General features: G+C 55.3%; 18 protein-coding genes, 1 tRNA gene and 3 pseudogenes. 18 read left to right on the forward strand and 4 right to left on the reverse strand.

All coding sequences use genetic code 11. The features are described 5' to 3' along the window. Positions 1-232: 232 nt before the first annotated feature. Positions 233-1321: a 3-deoxy-7-phosphoheptulonate synthase gene (locus J3D54_RS20995; protein WP_253422310.1), complete on the reverse strand. Its 1089-nt coding sequence runs from the start codon at positions 1319-1321 to the stop codon at positions 233-235. A gap of 643 nt (positions 1322-1964) precedes the next feature. Here J3D54_RS20995 and J3D54_RS21000 point away from each other — a divergent pair. The 9 genes and pseudogenes from J3D54_RS21000 to J3D54_RS21040 all read left to right on the forward strand — a co-directional run bounded on the left by J3D54_RS21000 (position 1965) and on the right by J3D54_RS21040 (position 9220). After that, positions 1965-2723 carry a carbon-nitrogen hydrolase family protein gene (locus J3D54_RS21000; RefSeq protein ID WP_253422311.1) on the forward strand — a complete coding sequence of 253 codons (759 nt, stop codon included), beginning with the start codon at positions 1965-1967 and terminating at the stop codon, positions 2721-2723. Then, positions 2724-3167, forward strand: a complete 444-nt coding sequence (locus J3D54_RS21005; RefSeq protein WP_253422312.1) for an N-acetyltransferase — start codon at positions 2724-2726, stop codon at positions 3165-3167. It begins immediately after the preceding gene. Between the two features lie 127 nt (positions 3168-3294). After that, positions 3295-3936, forward strand: coding sequence for a UvrY/SirA/GacA family response regulator transcription factor (gene uvrY, locus J3D54_RS21010; protein ID WP_008015884.1), 642 nt, complete (start codon positions 3295-3297; stop codon positions 3934-3936). Between the two features lie 2 nt (positions 3937-3938). After that, positions 3939-5762 carry an excinuclease ABC subunit UvrC gene (gene uvrC, locus J3D54_RS21015; RefSeq protein ID WP_253422313.1) on the forward strand — a complete coding sequence of 608 codons (1824 nt, stop codon included), beginning with the start codon at positions 3939-3941 and terminating at the stop codon, positions 5760-5762. Positions 5763-5795: 33 nt separating this feature from the next. Beyond that, a complete protein-coding gene (gene pgsA / locus J3D54_RS21020; protein ID WP_253422314.1) occupies positions 5796-6356 on the forward strand; it encodes a CDP-diacylglycerol--glycerol-3-phosphate 3-phosphatidyltransferase in 561 nt (186 codons plus the stop codon). A gap of 63 nt (positions 6357-6419) precedes the next feature. Continuing rightward, positions 6420-6495 (forward strand) — tRNA-Gly (locus tag J3D54_RS21025). A gap of 315 nt (positions 6496-6810) precedes the next feature. After that, positions 6811-7680 (forward strand): annotated as a pseudogene (locus tag J3D54_RS21030) (tyrosine-type recombinase/integrase); the annotation flags it as partial. A 308-nt stretch (positions 7681-7988) separates the two neighbouring features. Continuing rightward, positions 7989-8183, forward strand: a complete 195-nt coding sequence (locus tag J3D54_RS21035; protein WP_253422315.1) for a hypothetical protein — start codon at positions 7989-7991, stop codon at positions 8181-8183. Positions 8184-8476: 293 nt separating this feature from the next. Next, entirely contained in the window at positions 8477-9220 is a 744-nt protein-coding gene (locus tag J3D54_RS21040; protein WP_253422316.1) for a hypothetical protein, read from the forward strand. Positions 9221-9495: 275 nt separating this feature from the next. On the opposite strand, the gene J3D54_RS21045 is transcribed toward J3D54_RS21040, so the two are convergent. Beyond that, positions 9496-11013, reverse strand: coding sequence for an RHS repeat-associated core domain-containing protein (locus J3D54_RS21045; RefSeq protein ID WP_367399624.1), 1518 nt, complete (start codon positions 11011-11013; stop codon positions 9496-9498). Between the two features lie 53 nt (positions 11014-11066). Here J3D54_RS21045 and J3D54_RS21050 point away from each other — a divergent pair. From J3D54_RS21050 to J3D54_RS21065, 4 genes and pseudogenes are all read left to right on the forward strand, one after another. Continuing rightward, positions 11067-11252 (forward strand): annotated as a pseudogene (locus J3D54_RS21050) (LysE family translocator); the annotation flags it as partial. 499 nt (positions 11253-11751) lie between these two features. Beyond that, positions 11752-12390, forward strand: a complete 639-nt coding sequence (locus J3D54_RS21055) for a UvrD-helicase domain-containing protein (RefSeq protein ID WP_253422319.1) — start codon at positions 11752-11754, stop codon at positions 12388-12390. After that, complete coding sequence (locus tag J3D54_RS21060; protein ID WP_253422321.1) at positions 12362-13093, forward strand: 3'-5' exonuclease; 732 nt, start codon at positions 12362-12364, stop codon at positions 13091-13093. The genes J3D54_RS21055 and J3D54_RS21060 overlap by 29 nt, the downstream gene beginning before the upstream one ends. A gap of 701 nt (positions 13094-13794) precedes the next feature. Next, positions 13795-15741 (forward strand): alkaline phosphatase family protein, encoded by a 1947-nt coding sequence (locus J3D54_RS21065; protein ID WP_253422323.1) that lies wholly within the window; start codon positions 13795-13797, stop codon positions 15739-15741. Between the two features lie 334 nt (positions 15742-16075). Here the strand turns inward: J3D54_RS21065 and J3D54_RS21070 are convergent, their stop codons facing one another. Both J3D54_RS21070 and J3D54_RS21075 read right to left on the reverse strand, forming a co-directional pair. Then, positions 16076-17053, reverse strand: coding sequence for a hypothetical protein (locus tag J3D54_RS21070; protein WP_253422325.1), 978 nt, complete (start codon positions 17051-17053; stop codon positions 16076-16078). A gap of 404 nt (positions 17054-17457) precedes the next feature. Then, a pseudogene (locus J3D54_RS21075) lies at positions 17458-17646 on the reverse strand (chitin deacetylase); the annotation flags it as partial. Between J3D54_RS21075 and J3D54_RS21080 the strand changes: the two are divergent. From J3D54_RS21080 to J3D54_RS21100, 5 genes are all read left to right on the forward strand, one after another. Next, complete coding sequence (locus J3D54_RS21080) at positions 17593-17748, forward strand: hypothetical protein (RefSeq protein WP_253422327.1); 156 nt, start codon at positions 17593-17595, stop codon at positions 17746-17748. The pseudogene J3D54_RS21075 and the gene J3D54_RS21080 overlap by 54 nt on opposite strands. 97 nt (positions 17749-17845) lie before the next feature. Further along, the gene (locus tag J3D54_RS21085) at positions 17846-19240 is read left to right on the forward strand and encodes a TolC family outer membrane protein (RefSeq protein WP_253422329.1); all 1395 of its coding nucleotides are present in this window, start codon (positions 17846-17848) and stop codon (positions 19238-19240) included. A 172-nt stretch (positions 19241-19412) separates the two neighbouring features. Beyond that, complete coding sequence (locus J3D54_RS21090) at positions 19413-21554, forward strand: type I secretion system permease/ATPase (RefSeq protein ID WP_253422330.1); 2142 nt, start codon at positions 19413-19415, stop codon at positions 21552-21554. A 5-nt stretch (positions 21555-21559) separates the two neighbouring features. Next, entirely contained in the window at positions 21560-22984 is a 1425-nt protein-coding gene (locus J3D54_RS21095; RefSeq protein ID WP_253422332.1) for an HlyD family type I secretion periplasmic adaptor subunit, read from the forward strand. Between the two features lie 193 nt (positions 22985-23177). After that, a complete protein-coding gene (locus tag J3D54_RS21100) occupies positions 23178-23561 on the forward strand; it encodes a hypothetical protein (protein WP_253422334.1) in 384 nt (127 codons plus the stop codon). Positions 23562-24020 lie beyond the last annotated feature (459 nt).

A 24020-nucleotide genomic window follows, 5' to 3' on the forward strand; every position in this document is an offset into this window, starting at 1 on the left:
GTGTGCTCAAGGGGGCACTCTAAAGCACACCCACCGCTCGGCGATGTATGAAAAAGCCGCTGTAACCTGATGAAAACGGAATAGAAATGGTACGAAAACTCGAATGAGCGTGAGGTCTTGGTCGGAATATCCGGACATCTTTTTAACGATGGCTGAGATCTTTCTCTCAATGACCTACCTTTGGTAGGCCATTTTTCCGTGTAAACCGACCAGATCGCCCTGCATCGCGGACTTACTTTGGCTGTTGAGTGCTTCGTTGTGCACGAAGTCGCTCGGCGCCCAGCAACAACAATTGTTCCGTTCCGGCCCAGCCAAGGCAGCCGTCCGTTACCGACACCCCGTAACGCAACGACGGGCTCAACGGTTGGCAGCCCTCGAACAGATGACTCTCAATCATCATGCCGACCAGCGAGCGATCACCCTGCAGGCGTTGTTCAAGCACGTCGTTGAACACCGCGGGCTGACGCAACGGATCTTTTGCGCTATTGGCGTGGCTGCAATCGACCATGATTCGCGCCGGGATCTTGAGTCTGGTCAAGTCGCTATGCACCTTGGCGATGCTGTCGCGGTCGTAGTTCGGCCCGCGATGGCCACCACGCAATACCAGGTGAGTGTCGGGGTTGCCAGGTGTCTGGATAATCGCAGGATGGCCCTGGCTGTCGACACCGAAATGGCGATGCGGATGAGCGGCCGAGCGCATGGCGTCGCTGGCGACAGCCACACCGCCATCGGTGCCATTCTTGAACCCTACCGGCATGCTCAGGCCGCTGGCCATTTCCCGATGGATCTGCGATTCGGTGGTACGGGCGCCAATCGCGACCCAGCTCAGCAGGTCGTCGAAGTAACCGGCGGCCATCGGTTGCAGCAGCTCGGTGGCAACGGGCAGGCCCAGTTGGAGCATTTCGCGCATCAATTCGCGGGACAGGGTCAAACCGCCCGCCATGTCATCGCTGCCATCCAGATGCGGGTCGTAGGCCAGGCCTTTCCAGCCGACCGTGGTGCGGGGTTTTTCGACGTAGGCGCGCATCACCAACAGCATCTCATCGCTGACTTGCGCAGACAGACTGGCCAGGTTGGCGGCGTATTCGAGGGCTGAGCGCGGGTCGTGAATCGAGCAGGGACCGACGATCACCAGCAGACGGGAGTCTTCACCGTTGAGGATCGCGCGGACGGCCTGGCGGTGGGCGGCGACTTGTAGGGTCAGGGCGTTGCTGAGTGGCAGTTGCTGTTTGAGTTGCAATGAGCTGGGCAGACGCAAGGTCAGCGCGTCATTGGCAGGGTTCAAGGTGGACAGCGGCAGAGCAGAGACGGACGAGTTCATGTTCGGGCTTCCTGGGCTGGCGGCGGGTTCGTCCCGCGCGCTCGGCCCTACTGGGGTGTTCGACAATTGGCCGGATTGGCTACGTGTGTGTGCTTGCCACCTGTGGGTGACCGATCGGAGGCGGCAGGCTGTCCCGAGCGGAAGCTGGTAAATCGCCAGGCGGTAAAAGTGTCGTAACGGTAATAAGTGGCGTAATTCATGTCGTAAATCCTCAAGTTGTTTGGTGTGACGCTAAAGATGTTCAGGGCTGAAAAACAAAACCCCCGGTCGGGAGGCCGACCGGGGGTTGAGAATTCTCTGGCGGCGACCCGTTTAAAGTGGGCGCCGTGTGGGTATCAGGCGCGCCAGTGGCTAAACCAATACCCAAAATAAAAGCTGACCGAAGCACAAACGTCATTCACTCGGGCAGCCGCAACCGAGCGCGGGGCGCTGGCGGTAGGAAGCTGTGAGAGGGCGTTGAACATGGTCTGTCTCCGATGAGTGGCCCGAGCTTACTAGAGGCTGGTACGCGGATTCAATCAGAAAATGCTATCGAGTATCACGGGCGTTTCTATCGGTTGAGTACGTCGGGGGTTATGACACACTTTGTGCGACGGGCAGCGTGTAACCGGCGCCCAAATCATCAACATCACAAGGACGAAGCATGACGACACTGACTATCGCCGCCGCTCAATCGATCTCCGTCGCCGGTGATCTTGCCGCCAATATTGCCCGGCATCTGCGATTCATGCAGGTTGCGGCGGAGCAGGGCGTGCAATTGCTGGTGTTTCCGGAACTGTCGCTGACTGGCTACGAGCGTGGTCTGGCAGCGGAGCTGGCCATCGTGCCAGACGCCAGAGTGCTGCAACCACTGCGCGATTTCGCACGGGAGGTCGGAGTGACCAGTGTCGTCGGGATGCCGATTCGTCTGTCGGACGATTCGCCGGTGCTGATAGGAGCGTTGGTATTGGGGGCCGATGGTTCGCTCGGGATCTACAGCAAGCAGCATCTGCACCCAGGCGAGGAGGTGGCGTTCGCTCCCGGAGCGGGTGGTTCGACCTTGAAGATCGGTACCGACACCGTCGCGTTGGCGGTATGCGCCGATTTTACTCACGCCAGTCACGCAGCCGCCGCGGCACGGCAGGGCGCTGATTTTTATGCCGCGGGCGTGCTGATCACAGAAAACGGCTACGCTCCAGATACCGCACGGTTGCAAGGTTATGCCCACACCCACTCGATGGCGGTGCTGATGGCCAATCATGGTGGTGTAACGGGGGGCTGGGAGTCGGCAGGGCGCAGTGCAATCTGGGCGGCGGACGGGTCGTTGATTGCGGCGGCATCGGGTACGGGGAGCCTTATGGTGGTTGCTCGTCGCAATGCTGACGGCTGGAAAGGGCAAATCGTGGCTGTCGCGGAGGCTTGAATGGGTTTCGAACTGCGCCCGGCAACGTCTCGAGATCTGGACTTCGCTCGTGATCTGACTTGTCGAAATATGCTGCGCTACTACATTCAACATGAACTGTTGTGGCTGGACGAGGCTTTCGATGTTGCTTGGGAGGGACGCGAAAACTGGCTGATTGTGCGTGATGACACGCTGATGGGGTATGTCAGTCTGAGCCGTGACGCCAGAGCCTTGTATATCCGTGAATTGCATTTACGTGAAGCCTGCCAGGGGCAGGGCGCCGGTTCCTGGGTGATCGATCAGGTATTCGCCATGGCCTGCAAGGAACGGCGCCCGGCATTGCGTCTGACCGTTTTTGAAAATAATCCGGCAAGAATACTTTACGAGAGAAAGGGCCTGAAGGTAGTCGGTAAGGACCAGTGTTTCCTGAGAATGCAGCGTGATATCAATGGACTGCATCGCTGAAACACACTGGCGGCAAGCCTCGCCAGAAGAATTGACACTTTTTATATGCTGCTTTCCGCTAGGTCTGCCAGTCGCTTTTTGCTAAGGTGTCCGGCAACCCAATAAGACCAAATCGCGAGGTGTCTGCTTGATTAGGGTGCTAGTAGTCGATGACCATGATCTCGTTCGTACAGGCATTACACGAATGCTGGCTGACATCGATGGCCTGCAAGTAGTCGGCCAGGCCGAGTCGGGAGAGGAATCCCTGCTCAAGGCGCGTGAGTTGAAACCCGATGTGGTGCTGATGGACGTCAAGATGCCCGGGATCGGCGGTCTTGAAGCCACGCGCAAATTATTGCGCAGTCATCCCGACATCAAAGTCGTCGCGGTCACCGTATGCGAAGAAGATCCGTTTCCCACCCGCTTGTTACAGGCAGGTGCTGCGGGTTACCTGACCAAGGGCGCCGGACTGCCGGAAATGGTCCAGGCCATTCGCCTGGTGTTTGCCGGGCAACGTTACATCAGCCCGCAGATTGCCCAGCAACTGGCGATCAAGTCGTTCCAGCCAACCAACGATTCGCCTTTCGACGCCTTGTCTGAACGGGAAATCCAGATTGCGTTGATGATTGTCGGCTGTCAGAAAGTACAGATCATCTCCGACAAACTGTGCCTGTCGCCAAAAACAGTGAATACCTACCGTTACCGTATTTTCGAAAAGCTTTCGATCAGCAGTGATGTCGAGTTGACGCTGCTGGCGGTTCGTCACGGCATGGTTGATGCCAGCCTCTGAAAATGACTGAAACCTTTGATCCAAGCGCGTTTCTGTCGACGGTCAGTGGGCGGCCGGGTGTCTATCGCATGTTCGACAGCGATGCCCGTCTGCTTTATGTCGGCAAAGCCAAGAATCTCAAGAAGCGTTTGGCGAGCTACTTCCGCAAAACCGGTCTTGCCCCCAAGACCGCCGCGCTGGTAGGCCGTATCGCCCAGGTCGAAACCACCATCACGGCCAACGAAACCGAGGCCTTGCTGCTTGAGCAGACGCTGATCAAGGAATGGCGCCCGCCGTACAACATCCTGCTGCGCGACGATAAATCCTACCCTTATGTCTTTCTCTCGGATGGCCAGTTCCCGCGCTTGAGCATTCATCGCGGAGCGAAAAAAGCCAAGGGCAAATATTTCGGCCCTTACCCCAGCGCAGGTGCGATCCGTGAAAGCCTCAGCCTGCTGCAAAAGACTTTTTTTGTTCGTCAGTGTGAAGACAGCTATTACAAGAACCGCACGCGACCTTGCCTGCAATACCAGATCAAGCGCTGCAAGGCGCCGTGTGTCGGTCTGGTGGAGCCCGAAGTGTATGCCGAAGATGTTCGCCACTCGGTGATGTTTCTTGAAGGGCGCAGTAACGCGCTGGCGGACGAGTTGTCCGCGGCCATGGAAGAGGCGGCGGTCAATCTCGAGTTCGAACGTGCCGCCGAATTGCGTGACCAGATCTCATTGCTGCGTCGGGTCCAGGACCAGCAGAGCATGGAAGGCGGGACGGGCGATGTCGATGTGATCGCGGCGTTCGTCAATCCGGGTGGCGCCTGCGTGCACTTGATCAGCGTACGCGGTGGCCGGGTGTTGGGAAGCAAGAACTTCTTCCCGCAGGTGGGTATTGAAGAAGACGTTTCCGAAGTCATGGCGGCGTTTCTCGGCCAGTATTTCATCAGCAGCCCCGAACGCGACTTGCCGAGCGAGCTGATCGTCAACGTGGTTCACGAAGATTTTCCGACCCTGATCGCGGCCATCGAAGAGCTGCGCGGTCGTGAATTGACCATCAGCCATCGTGTGCGGGGTACGCGAGCGCGCTGGCAGCAATTGGCGGTCACCAATGCCGAGCAAGCGCTGGGCGCACGCCTGGCGAACCGGCAGCACGTCGCCGCACGTTTCGATGCCCTGGCCGAAGTGCTGAGCCTGGACGAGCCGCCGCAACGTCTCGAGTGCTACGACATCAGTCATTCCAGTGGTGAGGCCACCGTGGCGTCGTGCGTGGTGTTCGGCCCGGAAGGCCCGATCAAGTCCGACTACCGCCGCTACAACATCGAAGGCGTCACGCCAGGCGACGACTATGCCGCGATGCACCAGGCCCTGACCCGACGCTTCAGCAAGTTGAAGGACGGGGAGGGCAAACTGCCGGACATTCTGCTGGTCGACGGCGGTAAAGGTCAGCTGTCGATGGCCCGTGACGTGCTCAATGAGCTGGCCGTGCCCGACTTGACTCTACTGGGCGTGGCCAAGGGGGCGACGCGCAAGGCCGGTTTCGAAACCTTGTACCTCAACGACGCGGCCCATGAATTCACCTTGCGCGGTGATTCCCCCGCGCTGCATTTGATTCAGCAGATACGCGACGAAGCTCACCGTTTTGCCATCACCGGGCACCGTGCGCGGCGCGGAAAGACTCGCCGCACCTCGACGCTTGAGGGGGTTGCCGGTGTCGGACCGACACGTCGACGCGATTTGTTGAAACATTTTGGTGGATTGCAGGAGCTGTCTCGTGCCAGCATCGAAGAGATCGCCAAAGCACCCGGGATCAGTAAAAAGCTCGCAGAGTTGATTTATGCAAATCTGCACAGCGAGTAGAATGCCCAACTCACCTCGTAGCCAGTTGTGTCGATGAATATCCCTAATCTGATTACCGTTCTACGCGTCCTGCTCATCCCGATCTTCATTTTGCTGTTTTACTTGCCTTACCACTGGAGCTATCTGGCATCGGCTTCGGTCTTTGCCTTTGCCGCCGCGACCGACTGGCTGGACGGGTATCTGGCCCGGCGTCTGGAACAAAGCACACCGTTCGGGGCTTTCCTCGATCCAGTTGCAGACAAGTTGATGGTCGCCGTGGCGCTGGTGCTGCTGGTGCAAGAACACGGCAACCTGTGGCTTACGTTGCCGGCCGCCGTCATCATCGGCCGCGAAATCGTCGTCTCGGCATTGCGCGAGTGGATGGCCGAACTCGGCGCCCGTGCCCATGTGGCGGTATCGAACCTGGGCAAATGGAAAACCGCCGCGCAAATGCTGGCGCTGGTGATCCTGCTGGCCAATCCGTCGGACTTCAGCTTCTGGGTCCTGGTGGGGTATGCCTTGCTGATGGTGTCCGCTGGCCTGACCTTGTGGTCCATGGTCCAGTACTTGCGGGCCGCTTGGCCACATCTGAAGACGGATGTGGAAAAGAAATAAAACTTTTTTGAATCAAGGGGTTGACGGGGCATCTGGATTCTATAGAATGCGCCTCACCAAGACGCGGGAATAGCTCAGTTGGTAGAGCACGACCTTGCCAAGGTCGGGGTCGCGAGTTCGAGTCTCGTTTCCCGCTCCAGATGTTGATCTACAGATGTCTACTGAAGTCTGTAAGTCATTGAAAATAGAGGCTTCGGCCTCTTTTTTCGTTCCAGTGATTTCTACTGAAAACCACCCCCAGCCACGCTTTTTTTGTACATTAAAACGTACATCGAAATCCGGTCCCAGGACGTGCCAGTTTTCAGATAGATGATGCATTGCTGGAACCCGTACATCTCTCCTCAATCGATCGAGACGAGGAGATGTACATATGCCTTTGACTGATACGGCTGTTCGCCACGCAAAAAACCTCGGAAGAAATTACAGCCTCAAGGATATGGACGGCTTGCACCTATCCTCGCTTTCCCAGATTGATCGTATTTTTGCCAAAGACGTTTTGCCTTTGCTCGGGCCTCTACCTATCGCCGAGATTTCTCGTCAGCACTTGATTGAATTGCTGCGCAGAATTGAGAGTCGTCAGGCGTTCACGACCGCGGAAAAATGCCGGACCTGGTTCAACCAATTGTTCCGCTATGCCATGGTTGAAAAGGGACTGATGACCAATCCCTCAGCAGATCTCGATATTGTCGCCATTCCCAAGCCGCCAGTGACAAACAACCTCTATCTACTCATGGAAGATCTTCCTGTTTTCCTGCAAAAGTTGCGGCATTACGGTGGTAGCAAACTGACTGTTTTGGGTTTGCGCTTGCTGTTCCTAACCGGCGTGCGAACAGGCGAATTGCGATTTGCTGAGCCTGACCAATTTGACTTGGATCGGGGAATTAGGACTATACCGGCGGTGATTGTTAAGCAGTTGCAGGTGCGATTGCGCAAGGAGGGTAGCAACAAGATTCCGCCTTATGTGGTTCCGCTTTCACGTCAAGCAATCGCGATCGTCCGGGAGTTGCTCAAGCTCAGGCGTCCAGCACAGCGCGATTTACTGCCTCATCGCAGTGACCTATCAAAGCGGATCAGCGAGAACACCCTCAACGTAGCGCTCAAGCGCATGGGCTATGAAACCCAGCTGACGGGCCACGGTATTCGCGCAACGCTCTCTACCGCGCTCAACGAGCTTGGCTATGAAGAGAAATGGATCGATGCACAACTGTCCCATGCCGAACCCAACAAAGTCCGAGCCACTTACAATCATGCACTGTACGTCGAACAGCGTCAGCGAATGATGCAGGATTGGGCTGACCAGCTTGATCGCTGGGAGCGAGGTGAGAAGGGTATTGTGGCGGCGCCTGCACCGAATCTTTCAGGAGAGTTGGATATGATTGCGGAATACCTGAAGAAGCTATCTGCGGGTGGAAGCCCTCAGTTTGGCGGTGCCTTGGGGCGGGAGCGGGCGGTATTGGCACGCGGGCTTTGAATAATTTGAGCCGTCGGTAGGTGATGGCGCATCTGTTAGAGGCTTGGGTAATTGATGGCTCCGCGGTGCTGGGAGTGCTTTTGTACCAGTGCCGCGCTGCTTGTTGGTCGTACACAAAATTGAAATCGGTACACTCAGAAGCTTAACTATTGGGGCTGATTATGAACCTCTCTGATGCAACGCTGGTGCTACTGCTTGCGGCTCGAATCCATGGAACGGACGAAGCTGTCAGAGCTTCGGCCAAGAGCGTGGTGAAGAAGTTGCCGAGGAGCAAGCGCGATCTGATTTACAAGGTTATCGATTCGCGAAGTCCTCTCCATCTTGTGGGCTTTTTGGCAGAGCATCTGGATGATTGATGGCTTACCTGCGCCAGCGCGGTTTCTGTTTATCCCGTCCTAGCGGTGGCGTCCGACGCGATGTTCTGTTCGCGCGATGATTCGGAGTTTGCCCGGACCAAGACATTCCTGCTTGCCGGTTGAGGGTCGTGGCCTGTAGACCGCCCCCTCAGTTTTCGCCGCATCTTCTCCTACTTGCCGAATACTCCTACATTTTCCCTGCAGCGTATTTGTTAGCGTATTGCCTTCATTTTGACGTCCGCTCAGTGAATGCGGTACGCCGACTTTGCCAGGAAAGAAGGATTGGAAGAGTGATGGATCACTTACTCGGGTTGAAGGTTGTCGATCAGGAAAGAACAGAATCACTGCGTGAACGGATGGACGCCGCCGGGTGTGTGTTTGAGTTTGTGGTTGTGTCTCTTGGGCAGAATTCACTGATCGATGAAGCAATGCATCGACTAGCTCTGAATGCATTGTATGAACAGATCATGGCCAGCCAATTTGATTGGCATCGTAAGCTGATCCGGAAGCTCCCCTGCGCCGATTACCCCGAGCCGAGCATGACTTGGGCTTTGGATAGAGCTATCGCCACTCCATTGAGTCGAGCAGAAGTCCGTAACCTGACATTGACTGAAGATTATCAGCATGGGCCGTTGGCTCTATACAGTCATTTCCGCGAGCCTCCCTATCTCACCCAGTTTGAGGGCGGTGAGGCGGAGGCCGAGGCGCTTTTTCGCGAGTGGCTTGAACTGCTCGGAGTCGAAGATCGGGACGATGTGGTTGCTCTGAATTGGGTCAAGGGGGGCAATAGTGGGGTGCTTCGCTTCTCAGTCAATAGTGCCAACACCACAATGGCCGCTTCCAGAGCTAGCTACTTTGGAGGCTCCGCTCGAGGTTGTTCAAGATACAGCGCCCCAGCGCCACAGTGTTACTTGAGGTCTAAATCATCGATCTTCCCCCAGCATGGGAAAAGATGTTTTAGCTTTTCGATCGGACATTTGTTTACATGTCTCGATCTTTCGTCACATGCCATACAAAACATTGCGCAAGATCACTAGGAATGCCTTTGGCGTTTTCCTGAAGCCATGAACTAATAGCTTGCTCCTCATCAGACTTCGCTCCGCCACTCCATAGAGTTATAAAGTGATGGTTTGTTGGGTTGTCTGAATAAAATAAAAATGCAGGGTCACCCTCATCTGAGGCTGCATACAAAATCGTCCAGCTAAGGCTTTTAAATGATTGTAAAATCTCTACGTTGTCGACGTTTAATTGATGTCTCACCTCTATGCGTAGCTTCGGTATTTCAGATAAATTTAAACGTCGGTCAATACCATCACAGGGTGATTTGGCCCATGCAGTCAATGTCGGCAATAGGCACGAAATTGCAATTATGAAGATCTTGATGTTTGAAATGTTCATCGGTTAATTTCCTTTGTAACGATACCAAGTACGGCGCTCCGTACCAAGAGCTTTTAGCGGGGCCAAAAACTGGCCCTCCTGTGTGTGAGGCGCTCCATACATCTCTATTTGAGGCTCCAGTTTGGTCCCCCCCATAAAGAACCACATGACCTGGATAAACGCCGATATCTCCTAGCTGTAACTCATCATTGGCAGGTTCAAATAAGGAGCTACTAGAGAATTGGCCACTTGTCATTCGTCCAATATCAATATCTGCTTGTTTGTAGATCGATGAAATGGATCCTGAACAATCTGCCCCTGTCTTCGTAGCGCCGCCCCAGACATATGGGACGTTGGAGCCTGACCAGTCTTGGGCTGCTAGCTTCACAGCTGCCTGCTGCACTGGGGTAAGTTCTAATCCAAATGGATCAATGAAATTTGTCGGGTTTCCCGATACATAGACAAATGTATTTATCCCTCCCGCAAGGCTAATCGGATCTTCCGAGATAAAACGACCAAAGCCCGGAGAGTAATACCGGGCCCGATAGTAATAGAGACCCGTGCCATCATTTTCTCGACCGGTGTACTGCTGGCCGTTAGCGCTCGTGGAGCCGCTGCTGCTGGTCTGGCCATAAGGGTCATAGGTGTATTGCGTGGTGAGCGCGCCAGTGCTGTCGGTAAGTGCTTGGGTTGAACTCAGCGCATCAACCAGGTAGCTGTAGGTGCTACCACTGGCTTCGGTGCGGCTGAAGATTTCATCGACGCCGCCCGTGAGGAGATTGGCCTGTACCGTGGGGGTGACAGTACCGGTCAGCTCTTGCACCAGATTGACACCGTCGAAGACATAACCGGTGGTCTGGCCGGCAATTGTCTTCTGGCTGCGTCTGTTGGCTGCGTCATAACTGAAGCTCCCGGATACGGCGCCCGTGAGCGTGCTCAGGCGCTGGCGCGAATCCCAAGTGTAAGTGTTGCTGCCGTCGCTGGTCATATTGCCGTTGGCGTCATACAGCAAGGAGGCACCGCTCCATGCCGTCAACTGGTTAGCCGCGTTATAGCTGGTGGAGCTCGCAGCACCGGGGAGGGTGGTGCGGGCCAGGCTGCCGCCAAGCTGCACTCGCTGTCCGGCGTTGTCGTAGCCGTAGCTCAAATTACCAAGGCTGGTGCCGCCCTTGGCGTAATTGAGGTTGATCAACTGGCCGGCGTTATCGTAACCGTAACTGACGGTCACCCCGTTGGGCAGGGTCAAGGTGGCACGACGGCTGTTAGCATCATAGGTGTACGCATGCACTCCGTTCTTGGCGTCGGTGACGCTCAGGAGATTACTGTTCGTGTCGTAAGTAAAACCGGTCACGTTTCCTAGCGGGTCCGTAACCTTGGTTTTGCGATCCAGCACGTCGTACTCCATCAGGGTGCGGCGTCCCACGGTGTCAGCCATTGCCATGACACGTCCCACGTTATCGGTGAAGTAGCTGGGAATTCGTTGACCCAGCGCTAGGCGTTGGTTCTCAGTTCACGCTGCTCGGATTACTGTTCCTAGTATTGGAGTGGATTGCGATTGGAGTCTATGCACACATCGGACTGCACATGCGCCGCTGGTTTGCTCAGCCTCGTGGTAAGAAAATTTTTAATTGCTGCCGTGCCGGTTTGTTGTCCGCTGCTGCCTCGATACTATTGATGGCACGCCGCGCCTGATCTTTACCTGGCAGATGATGGCAGGGGATTCGGGTTCATTTTTGACGTTGGTAGCCAAAACTGCGGTTGCAGTTCTGAAATGACACTCTTAAACCGGATAAACCCGGATCAAGGATCGACTGCATATGCAGGATATTTCCCGCCTGAACCAAGCTATTACTCCGTCCGAATCTGAAGGTAAACCACCGAGCCATACAGCGACAGTGAGGGCGCTCTGCGCTCTGGCTGTCATGCCTTTCTTCTGGTAGCCATTGCTGGTTTCGCGGCTCGGTCAAGAACGCCATACCCAACAATATTTATCCTCGCACTCACAGTGTCGATGCTCATCAGCTTCTACATTCTGATGAGCCTAATCAAGGTCTCTACCCGCACGGCCGAACGCCGGGACTACCATCCCGATTTTTACCTGCCCGCGTTCGATCTTTACATCGAGCACTTCGGGACGGACCGTCAAGGCAATACGGCGCCTTACGTTGACCGAAAGACCTAGCACCAAGCAATGGCCTGGAAGCGTGACCTGCACAAACAGCACCAGACTCGATTGATCGAAACGTTTCACTTTGAGCAGCAGGAAGGCCAGCTACTTCCGTTGCTGGAAAAGCGCTTATTGTCAGCCGGCGTGAGCTTCAATCCGTTAACTGATGAAGCCATGCTGGAAACGCTTCGCGAGTTTGGCGTCGTCACCGAGTTTGCCGAACTGCTGGAAAAGCTGCTAACAGGTTACAAGGCTGCGGATTTGGCTAAGGTCGATCTGGAGGTTCGTATCAACGCAGCGCCGTCCCCGGATCAAATGCGGGCGGCGCTTGAGTTGTTAATGCCCATTTATAAACGTTATCAGGACGACCTGGAGGGCAAGGGGCAGATCGATTTCGATGACATGATCGTGAAGGCAGTGCGCCTGGCGGAGCAGGGGGACTTCAAGGCTCCATGGCGCTTTGTGCTGGTGGATGAGTACCAGGACATCTCCGAGCCAAGAGCTCGTTTGGTCAAAGCGCTTCGGCGGTCCCAGCCTGATGGTTCGCTGTTTTGCGTTGGGGATGATTGGCAGTCGATTTATAGATTCGCTGGCAGTGACATCCGTCTCACTTCGCAGTTTGAAGCGTTCTTCGGTGCGGACCGCCATCAGTGCGCTGGATAAGACCTTCCGTTTCAACGACAGAATCAACGCGGTCGCCAGTCGGTTCGTGATGCGCAATCCGGCGCAGCTGAAGAAGGACATTCACACTCATACGCTGGAAGATTCACCGGCGGTTTCGCTGTTCAGGACTGAGTTGGATGACGATGAGGCGCTGCCTCATGTTCTGACCAAGATTGCAGCGCGAGCCAAACCGGGGTCGGTTGTTTACATTTTGGCCCGGTTTAATTTCCTGCTTCCAGACACAGCAAAGCTCAATCAGCTCAATAACAGTTACCCGCATTTGACGATCAAGACCTACAGCATCCACACCTCCAAGGGGCAGGAGGCTGACTACATTGTGACGCTAGGCAACAAGGCGGGTAAGTTTGGAATGCCTCCCCAAAAGGCAAGCCATCCTCTGTTGGAAGCGCTATTACCGCCGCGTGAATCATTCGCACATGCCAAAGAGCGGCGCTTGTTTTATGTAGCGCTGACCAGGGCTAAGCGGCGTGTTTATCTTGTGGTGGGGAAGGGAAAGGTCTCCAGCTTCGTCAAGGAGCTGCTTGATGATCAATATGACGTGGAGGTCAATGAGTTCGGGGAGCCGGCGGCAGTGTCTGCTCGGGCCCTGGCTTGCCCTGTGTGTCAGGAGGGGGAGTTGACGTTGCGGACGAAGAAAAAAGGCCGGGAGTCATTTTTCTTCTGTTCGCTGTCCCCAGACTAGCTGCCTCGATGCCCCATGCAGAGGCAGCAGCTGCTCAAGAGGGGTTGTAACGGAAGGAAAAAGGGAAATTCAAATACTTTGGTGCTCCTGTGCCATGCTCGTTTTATCAATTAACGTTTATGCACTTAGGGAGCAATTATTATGATTTCACGGTTCATCGCTAAGTCACCGTAAAATCTGTGCAATAGCAAAATGGCATTATGCTGGTGAATGTGCTCGCTATTCTGTCTAAGTAATATTTGCGAATGCGCTTAGTCGCTGCTATCAATATTATTCAGCAACGAATTCACTATTAATTATATGCGTGCATGCCTAGCTGTGGCGAGATTAAGAATTACTCCGATTGGCTCTGTAACTAACTGAAATGGCAAGTTAAAACGGTAGTTTGTCGTGGTTTTCACAAGATTAATCTCAGGTAGCCTGCTGAAAATGTGCATGTCTCTTGCCACAACGCGATATCCGTCCGCTCAACTCAATGACGCCAGGGAGTGCATCATGAGCGAAGCTAAATGTCTGGCAGATTGGCAAGAAATAGGTTCTCTCTACCCAATAGACTCCTGTTCGCTCCATCCCATTGAATCGATGACTAATTAACCGCTATCGGCTGCCAATAAGGTTACGCCGCGTGTCAGTCATCCCTGACCAAACGATATGAAGGATCACCCGCAGCACTCATAAAGGTCACACACGGAGGTATCGACATGACAACGCAACAGTCAGCCAAAATTTTAATTACTAATGCTACGAACGGGAATGCGGACATTATCCTGTTTCACACCAATCGGAGTAATGGAAGTCAGCGTGGCGAATGGCAAGCCCAACCCGGGCAAACCGTCGGTCCGATGGTCGTCTATTTCGAGACTGGATTCGGAACAGGGGAGATTTTGGATTATTGGTCTGTACTTGTGCACGTCAAGGACGGTCCGTCAGCGGGTTTCTATATCAATTCTGGCAGTTCTGTGGAGGATTACTGGAAAGAATGCCAACTGCAACATGCCGATGCGAGCAAGACCCTCACCCTATCAGTCAGCGCCTCGACGTTTAATATCGCGTTGAAGTCTGGGGGGTGTGACAATGGAATGACCAAGTTGGCACCCTCAGCACCCCTCACTCACGTGTTCGTACTGATGCTGGAAAACCACTCATTTGACAATATTTTTGCCATGTCTGAGCTTTCCGGGGTAAAGGTCGCCACCTTGGATGATTACAATACTTACAATAATGAGAGGTACTATGTTCAAAACAGCGCCCCCTTGAGTCTGCCGACGGATCCAGGGCATGAATTTGCCGACGTTGTTCAACAGTTGACTGGCCTGACTACGTCTCTTCCATACGGTGCCTCTTACCCACCCATCAATAACTCTGGATTCGTCAGCAGTTACGCGACATCGACGTCAGAATCTCCCAATCCACCGCATCCGGACCAGGTTATTGACATCATGTCCTGTTTTGATACGCGCTACCAATTGCCAGCGATCTATAATCTAGCGGCTCAGTTCGCTATCTGCGACCACTGGTATTCTTCCATGCCAGGGCCGACGTGGCCCAACCGATTCTTCTTGCACGGTGCATCTTCTTCCGGGTTCGACGACAGTCCTACGACGGCTCAGATGGCTGGATGGGAAATCAACGGATTCAAATACCCCAATGGCTCTATTTTCCAACGATTAAAAGGGGCCAATATTCCCTACCGTATTTACCATGACGCCCAGGCCAATGGTCTTAGCCTCTATAGCGATGCTCCCAACAACGGGTCGAGACTTGGTGCAATTCCCCAAGTTTCCGCCCTCAGCGGCGTCAGCATGCTTGATGTGAACTCATTGGCATCCTTGTCCAAGGACCTGCAAGGACCATATCCCTATTGCTACACCTTTATAGAACCACACTACGGAAATTTGGCCAATGGGACCTATGCGGGCGGTTCCTCTCAACATCCGATGGATGATGTCTATGGCGGTGAGCACATGCTTAATGCCGTCTATTCGGCCATCAGAAGTTCTCCTTATTGGAACACTAGCTTATTGCTGGTCATTTATGACGAGCATGGCGGGTTCTACGATTCGGTCACACCAGGGGAAATTCCCGCCCCAGCTGATAATCCTGCGTATGGCTATAACACGCATGGCTTTAACTTCACGACAGCCGGTGTTCGAGTACCTGCCGTTATAGCATCCCCACTCATTGCGCCGGGTACCGTAGATACAACTCCATACGATCATGCGTCGGTACCTGCCTTGCTGGAAAGATTATGGGGCTTACCTCCGTTGACGCAACGCGACGCCCAAGCGAATACACCACTGCACTTGCTTTCGTTGCCAACGCCACGGGAGACGTTGACCGCGTTGCCCACCCCGTTACCTCCGTTGAAGGGAAGCAGAGCGCCACTGACTCCCACGGAGGAGGCGGCGATCTTATCGACGCCAGTTCCTGATTCGGGCAACCTCGCAGGAGCACTTGCAATCCTTCGCAAGACGGATACAGAGCTATCTGCGGCAGGTTTTCCCCCAGCACCACTGGCTGTTCCACTCAAAGCTAATGCAGCGTTGAGTCGTATTGACGCGGAGCGCTATGCCGCATCGGTTCTGGAAAGGGTCCGTTTGGCGCGAGCACAACGGCAACTTGCGAAAAATAGTGGAGGCAACCCCTAGCCATAAAAACAGGATCAGTACGTATTAACGGCTGTGTTGCACCAGCAATAAACCAGCATCTATCTCTTCCTCCTGGGATAGCGGTAGATGCTGCCTTCAAATACAACGAGGGACCGCAAAAAGGGGACTAATTTATTTCCTTAAAAATAAATCAGTCCCTAAATCAGTCCCCTTTTCCGCCGTGAGTGACTGCTTTGGCCGATTGTTGCCTGTCACGACCGACTGAAATCGACCCTCAACGGTCGTACACATTTCTCGTCAACGGCCATTCAGGCGAGCACTGGCGCCGCCGCTGCACTCGGGGCCTTACCTAGAGGCGCATAATGCATCGCCTTCATCGGCCCTTGCGCCGGAAGGAGAACACGGTACCGCTGCAGCCGTTGTCGTCCCGCAGGTAGACGTCGAAGGTCTTGCCGACGACGGCGTAGCTGACCGTCACGACGCCCACGTCGTTGGACAGATAATTGCCCGACATCGCCGGCGCGAAATCGATCGCGTCGCGGGCGAGCAGGTAGAGATGCTCGTTATAGACGGTGGTGGCGGGCGACAGCGTCTTCAGGTGATCCTCCATTACGCTGTTGAGGGGCTGGCTGATCTCGTACTCTATGCCAGCGTTGTGGGGCTGGCTGATCTCGTACTGCATGCCAGCGTCGCGGTACGGGATCGACAGCAGCACCTTGCCATCGACGCTCAGGCGCGTGGCAAGCGAGGTGTCCAACGTGACCGTCATGCTGTTGAGCCGGTGCAGGTCCCCGCGTGTCAGGCTCACGTCTGAGACCTCGCCGTGCCCATCCTCGACGACCGAGAAGTTCGATTTCCATCGGCCTTTGTCTCGCCACGACTCCCACACGCCGCTGGGGCAGCCCACGCCGCTGACGCTATCGAGCGCATAAGTGCCGATCGCCTGCGTGAGAGTCTCGCGCTTCGAGCCAATGATGATTTCCGAGGTCTGATGCGCGTCAACGGGCAAGCGCCGGTCGCCACGGGCCGATGCCCAGTTGCCGTCGAGCGTGTCGCTGGCCACCTTGCCGGTGAAGGTGCCGGTGCGTTGGCCCGCACTCCCGAGCTCGTTCATCGTAAAGGTCCCTGATGGGTCGATCTCGCCGCTCAGGTAGATATCATTGCGCTTGCCGGCATGGCGATAGCTTCCCGTCAGCCTGCCGTCGACATTCTTGAGATTCATCGTAAACGCATAGCGATCGCCGATGCGGCCCGCGAAGGTCTTGTGGAAGTACTGAGGGTTGGCCAGCGCCGTGGTGGCGGTCATCCAGGACAGAAGCACGGCGACGATCTGCAGGGCTGGACGAAACATGGAGAGCGCTCGGGATTGAAGGTGGCGCAATTGTGACACTCCGTACCGATTGGTGACACGCGACCACGCGCGGAAATCGCTTGGCTGGAAGAATTCTCAGCCTAGTGATCGTCAGCAATTTCGGACCAGGCTTCGACGGACCGCTCCTGGCCGACTGCAGCCCTTCACGACAGGCAGAAATCGGGCCGTTTTCTGCCAGTCGCCGGCGGGTTCAGATCACTACCGGCCAATCTCGAGTGGCGGAAAAGGGCCCAGAGCCAGACGTTCAGGTGTTCCTTGGCAATACAGTCTGAGCAAGTCTGGTATCGAGTGCCTGAAGGATGCCTCAGCGATATTAGAGGAGGAGCAGAACGGGTGATGTTGATACGTCAGCGTGGCTCAGGCCGTTCCGAACCACTTACCACTCAGGCTGGAAATTGGGCTATCCAGTGCCTGGCAATTTCTTCGCGCCGGCAGATCCATACCGCGTCGTGGCCTTGCACGTAATCGAGAAAGCGCGCCAGCGCCATCGCACGACCAGGATGGCCACTGATCCGCCCATGCAGACCCACGCTCATCATCTTCGGGTATTGCGCGCCCTCCTGCCACAGCAGTACTGGGACCCGAGCCGGGTCAAGCTCGACAACCTGATTTTCGCCATCAACACCGATGCCTCGGTGCGCGTGCAGAAACTCAAGGCCAACACTGGGGCTTGAGTGCTTGATCTTCGACGCGGTCTATCTTAGTTTCGACGCCCCATCGGGGCAGCTGCCGATTTTTCGCTGCTTTCGCGTCATTCAAAAGGATTTGTTCATGAGTCGCGCTCAACGCGTTCTGTTGTTCGCCTGCCTGTTCCCTTCGTTCGTTTTTTCCGCGCCGACAGCTGAGCGGGCCGAGCTGATGGCGGTCTATCGTCAGGCGGTTTCGCATAACTCTGACCTGGCGGCAGCCCGTGCCGATTACGCCGCGCAACAGGAATTGGTGCCGCAGGCACGGGCCAATCTATTACCCGTGATCAGCACGGGGGCTACGTTTGAAGCCACTCGCCTGTCGCGTGACGAGCCAGCGCTTGAACGGGTGCGCAGCGGCAATACGATCCAGGCCAACCTGAAACAACCCTTGGTCAACGCTGCATTCTGGTATGAATTCAAGGCTGCCAAGGCCAGCATTGTACAAGCGGCCCTGGAGTTGTCGGCCAAAGAGCAAGCACTCGTTCTGCAAGCGGCGGAGGCCTATTTTGAAACACTGCGTGCCACGGATGAGCTGGCAGCTTCGGAAGCTGAGGAGACTGCGCTCAAGCAACAAATGGATCAGGCGCAAGCACGTCTGAAAGGTGGACTGTCGAGCATCACGGATGTCCTGGATGCTGAGTCTGCTTTCGATAATGCCCAAGCCAATCGCCAACTGACGCAGCGCAAGGTCGAAGACGCTTTCGAGCAATTGGTGCATTTGACCAATCAGCAATACACCAGTATCGAGGGCATGCAACATCAGTTGCCGGTGCTGGCGCCGATTCCCAATGATACGAAGTCATGGGTAGAAGGCGCCGTCGAGCAGAACCTGATGCTGTTGGCGAGCAACTACGCCGTCGAGGCGGCCGAAGAGCGCTTGCGTCAGCGTCAATCCGGGCATGCGCCAACGGTTGATGCGGTGGCTTCCTATCGCAAGGGCGATAACGACAGTTTTGGCTACAGCAACCCGACTGATTTTGGTCGCGATGGTTACCGTGGAAACGTCGCTCAGAGCAGTGTCGCTGTGGAAGTGACCGTCCCGCTCTACAGCGGGGGGCGCGTCAGCTCCCAGGCGCATGAGGCTTATCAGCGGTTGACGCAAAGCGAGGAATTGAGGGAAAGCCAGCGCCGGGAAGTGGTCCTCGATACCCGTAACTATTTCCGTGCCGTCAACTCCGACATCCAGCAGATAAAAGCCCGGAGGCAGACGATCCTGTCGAGCCAGAAATCCTTGAAGGCGTCCAAGGTCGGCGCGGATGTCGGGACCCGCAACACCGTCGACGTGCTCAATGCCCAACGGCAACTCTTCAAGTCCGTGCGTGACTATAACGACGCACGTTACGACTACATTCTCAATAATCTGCGTTTGAAACAGGCCGCCGGCACGTTGAGTGCCAACGACCTGCAACAGCTTGCCGAATACCTGAAGGCAGACTACGAGCCGCAGCGTGATTTTCTTCCCCCAGAACTGATGTAAGGCTCTGGCACGGGCGTTGGAAGTCGGTCTCTGGTCGACAGAGACTGGAAAAACGAATAATGTTGTTTTGATATCGGTTCTCGACTCGGGCGCTTGGCGCCAAGCGGACCACCGAGCCCCACCCAAGGAATTCATGGGGGCTCGCTAATGAATTTTCCGCATGGATGCGTTTATGCAAGAACAAGGTACTTCTCCAGGGCCGTCGGCGGTGCTGGATACAGGGCTGGCCTGTCTGGCCATGTTGGCGCGTTTTCACAACGTTGCCGTTTCTACGGAACAGCTTACCCACGAATACGTGGCTGAAGGGCAGTTGTTCGGCAAAGCCGAAATACTGCTGGCCACGCGTCAGCTTGATCTCAAGGCCAAGGCTATCCGCACCACGTTTGAACGGCTGGGGCAAACACCTTTGCCTGCGATTGCCTGTGCCAGTGACGGCGGGTTTTTCATCATTGCCCGTATGGACCAGGAAAAAATCCTGATCCATGACCCTCGATCCCAACGCCCCGAGATGATCAGCGCCGAACAGCTTCAGGCACGCTGGGGCGGTGAGTTGATTCTCATACGGTCCCAGTCGTCGTTGGCGGGCGAGCTGTCCAAGTTCGATTTCACCTGGTTTATCCCGGCCATCGTCAAATATCGAAAGCTATTGGGTGAAGTACTGCTGGTTTCTTTCGTCCTGCAGATATTCTCGTTATTGACCCCGCTTTTCTTCCAGGTCGTCATGGACAAGGTGCTGGTGCACCACGGGCTCACCACGCTGGATGTGATCGCCATTGGGCTGCTGGGCATCATGTTGTTCGAGACAGTCTTGAGCGGGTTGCGCAGCTATGTGTTCGCGCACACCGCCAGTCGCATCGATGTTGAATTGGGCTCCAGGTTATTCCGGCACCTGGTGACGCTCCCTCTCTCGTATTTCCAGGCACGGCGGGTCGGTGACTCCGTCGCTCGGGTCCGCGAGCTTGAAAATATTCGCAGCTTTCTTACCGGCAACACCATTACGTTGGTGCTGGATGTGCTGTTTTCGGTGGTGTTCATCGCCGTGATGTTTTTCTACAGCGGCTGGTTGACGCTGGTGGTGCTGCTGTCACTGCCGTTGTACGTCGTGGTTTCCCTGTTGATTACACCGGTGCTTCGCGCCCGCTTGAACGAAAGCTTCGCCCGGGGTGCCGAGAACCAGGCCTTTCTGGTGGAGACGGTCAACGGCATCGACACGTTGAAATCCATGGCGGTCGAACCCCAGATCACCCGCAAATGGGACAACCAACTGGCGGCCTACGTCAGCGCCGGTTTCAAGACCCAGACCTTGTCGACTATCGCCAATGAAAGCGTCTCGCTGATCGGCAAACTGGTCACTGTCGCGACACTGTGGCTCGGCGCCCGGCTGGTGATTGACGGGCAACTGTCGGTGGGGCAATTGATTGCCTTCAACATGCTCGCGGGGCGGGTCGCGCAACCGATCATGCGCCTGGCTCAACTGTGGACCAATTTCCAGCAGACCGGTGTTTCGGTCCAGCGCCTGGGGGATATCCTCAATACCCGGACCGAGATGTCCCAGGCGACCCGCAGTGCATTGCCCGCATTGAAAGGGCGGATCGAATTCGACCAAGTGCATTTCCGTTATCGTCCCGACGGTTCCGAGGTGCTGCGCAGCGTTAGCCTGGAAATAGGCGCTGGAGAGGTGATCGGCATCGTCGGACGCTCCGGCTCCGGCAAAAGTACACTGACCCGCCTGCTGCAGCGTCTCTTCGTCCCGGAGCGTGGCCGCGTGCTGGTCGATGGCATGGACCTGGCGTTGGCCGATGTTTCTTCACTGCGCCGGCAAATCGGCGTGGTGTTGCAGGACAACATGCTGTTCGCCCGCAGCATCCGCGAGAACATCGCATTGACTGATCCCGGGGCGCCGCTGGAGGCGGTCATGCAGGCGGCGAAAATGGCCGGGGCCCATGACTTCATTCTTGAGTTGCCCGAGGGCTACGACACGGTGGTCGGCGAGCACGGCGCTTCGCTGTCTGGCGGGCAACGTCAGCGCGTGGCGATTGCCCGAGCCTTGATCGGCAACCCGCGAATCCTGATTTTCGATGAAGCGACCAGTGCGCTGGACTATGAGTCGGAGCGGATCATCCAGCAGAACATGCAGGTCATTTGTAAAGGGCGAACGGTGATCATCATCGCCCACCGGCTTTCGGCGGTGCGCGATGCCAACCGGATTGTCGTCATGGATCGCGGACAGATCGTCGAACAGGGCACCCATCAGGAGCTCCTGGCCCATCAAGCGGGACACTATTCTCGCTTGCACCGTTTGCAACAAGGATAGTTGGCATGAGCGAACCCTCAGCAACACGTGCGTTGTTGCGACGCTATCGGACTGCCTGGCGCCAGGCATGGCGCCACCGCAAACAGTTGGACACGCCGAATCGGCTTGCCCACGAAGTCCAGTTCCTGCCGGCCGCGCTCGCCTTGCAGGATCAACCTGCTCACCCTGCGCCACGCTACATCCAATGGACCATCATGGGCTTCGCCGCGCTGGCGCTTTTGTGGGCCTGCGTCGGTGAGATCGAAGTGGTCGCCACGGCGCGTGGCAAGGTCGTGGCAAGCGGCAAGAGCAAGACCATCCAACCGAGCGAAGTGGCGGTGGTGAAAGCCATCCGGGTCTACGATGGGCAATGGGTCAAGGCCGGAGATGTCCTGGTGGAATTGGACACCAGTGCGACCAGCGCCGACGTCAATCGCTTCAAGAGTGACTTGCTGGCGGCCGAGGTCGATAGCGCCCGGGCCACGGCGTTGCTTGAGGCGATTCAAAGTGGCAAGGAACCCGGCTCCCTTGCCACATATCTGCTTCAGGCCGATCCGCCCCAAGTGACGGCCGCACAGCGCTGGCTCCAAGGGCAATACTTGGAGCTGCGAAGCTCCCTGGACCAGGTCGACGCGGAAGTCGAGCAGCGCACGGCGGAAATCCAATCGGCCAAGGCGATGGTGGCCTCGCTGCAACAAACGCTGCCGATCACCCGCCGTTTGGCCCAAGACTATCGAGAGCTGCTCGATCAGCAATACGTGCCACGCCACGCCTACCTTGAAAAGCAACAGGCCCTGCTGGACCAGGAGCGGGACATGGCCGTGCAGCAGGCGCGAGTGATCGAACTCAATGCCAGCCGCAAGGAAGCCGAGCGTCGCCGACAAGGCATTCTTGCTCAAACCCGCCGGGAAATGCTCGATTTGCAGCAGCAATCGGAACAGAAAGCAGCGGCGCTGGCACAAGAACTCAAGAAGGCCGAACAACGCGATCACCTGATGAGCCTGACCGCGCCGGTGGATGGCACCGTACAGCAACTGGCGATTCATACCGTGGGCGGTGTGGTGACGGCGGCCCAGCCGTTGATGGTGGTTGTGCCCAATGACCAGCCGATGGAAGTCGAGGCCATGCTGGAAAACAAGGACGTCGGTTTTGTCCGTCAGGGCCAGCCTGCCACGGTGAAAGTCGAAACCTTTACCTTCACCAAATTTGGCACGGTCGAGGGTGAAATAGTCAGCGTTTCCAACGATGCGATCGAAGACGAGAAACGTGGCTTGATCTACAGCAGCCGCATTCGCTTGTTGCAGGATTCCATTCTGGTACACGGGAAAAAAGTGCCTTTGTCTCCCGGGATGTCGGTGACGGTGGAAGTGAAGACGGATCGCCGGAAGGTGATTGATTATTTCCTGAGTCCGTTGCAGCAGTATGCGGGTGAGAGTTTGCGGGAAAGATAGAATCGGTCACGCTGCATATTATAGATGAGCAATCGTAGTGTTGTTGAGCTTTCTTTAAAGGACTGGAGGATCGAGGTAAGGCTGATGGAAGTTCTAATGGATATGCTAAAGGTCATTGCTCACAGCATGAATGTCGTTTTTTTTATTGAGTTTGGTGTTGGTGTTTGGTGTTATGGCGAGGCATGAGGTTTAAATGGATAGGGTAAGAGATTTTTTTGTGGATTTTGATATTTATATTTATATCGTCTTGGTATTAGTTGGTTTTATTTTTATGAGGGTCAAGCGCAAACAGGCATCGTTCATATTCGTTTGGTTTATTAGCTTTCCGCTGACGATATATTGTTGTTTTGTTTGGGCTTATGGGCGCTGGGGGCGAGAGTGGTTGAGTCCTGAAATAGTTGTTTTTGAGCTTTTAGCTTATTCCCAGATCGGGTGGGTAGGGGGGGCGTGTACTCTGGTGGGTGGGCGTGTCAAAGCGAATGTGGTAAGAAAAATTGGATTGTGGATTTCTATCGGTTCGGTAGTTTCTCATGGCTTGTTTATAATGCTAATGCTGATTCTAGGGTCGGGTAGCTGAATATTTAATGGATGAATCAAAGGGAACGGATTATGTCTTTTAGTAAGTCAACACTTGAATACCTTCAGTCTATGGCAGACGAAGCAAACGAAATATCGAAGGCCTTGGGGGTGGACGACGTAACTGCTCAGGGCATGCTGGGAGCCATAGGAGAAGAGTATGAATCCCTAGGGTTTAAAGATGTTGTGCAGGCTATAACAGTGTCAGGCGCTAGTCATGAAGAGCTTAAGGCTAATTATGAAAGTGTCTTGGCTGATCCAGATTTGCTTAAAGAGATTGTAGGTGCAAATGATGTGCGTCAAGGAGTTATAAAATATTTTAATCCGGTTTTGAATGATGTTGGGCCCGGCAATATAAAGATACTGACCGCTATGAAATTGTTGGGGGATTATATGGAGAGTAATCCTGGTTCGGATCCGCTTGGTATAAAAAATTATGCTCAGGATTATGGGCGATTAG

It is taken from the genome of Pseudomonas sp. GGS8 (assembly GCF_024168645.1).
Taxonomy (GTDB): Bacteria; Pseudomonadota; Gammaproteobacteria; order Pseudomonadales; family Pseudomonadaceae; genus Aquipseudomonas.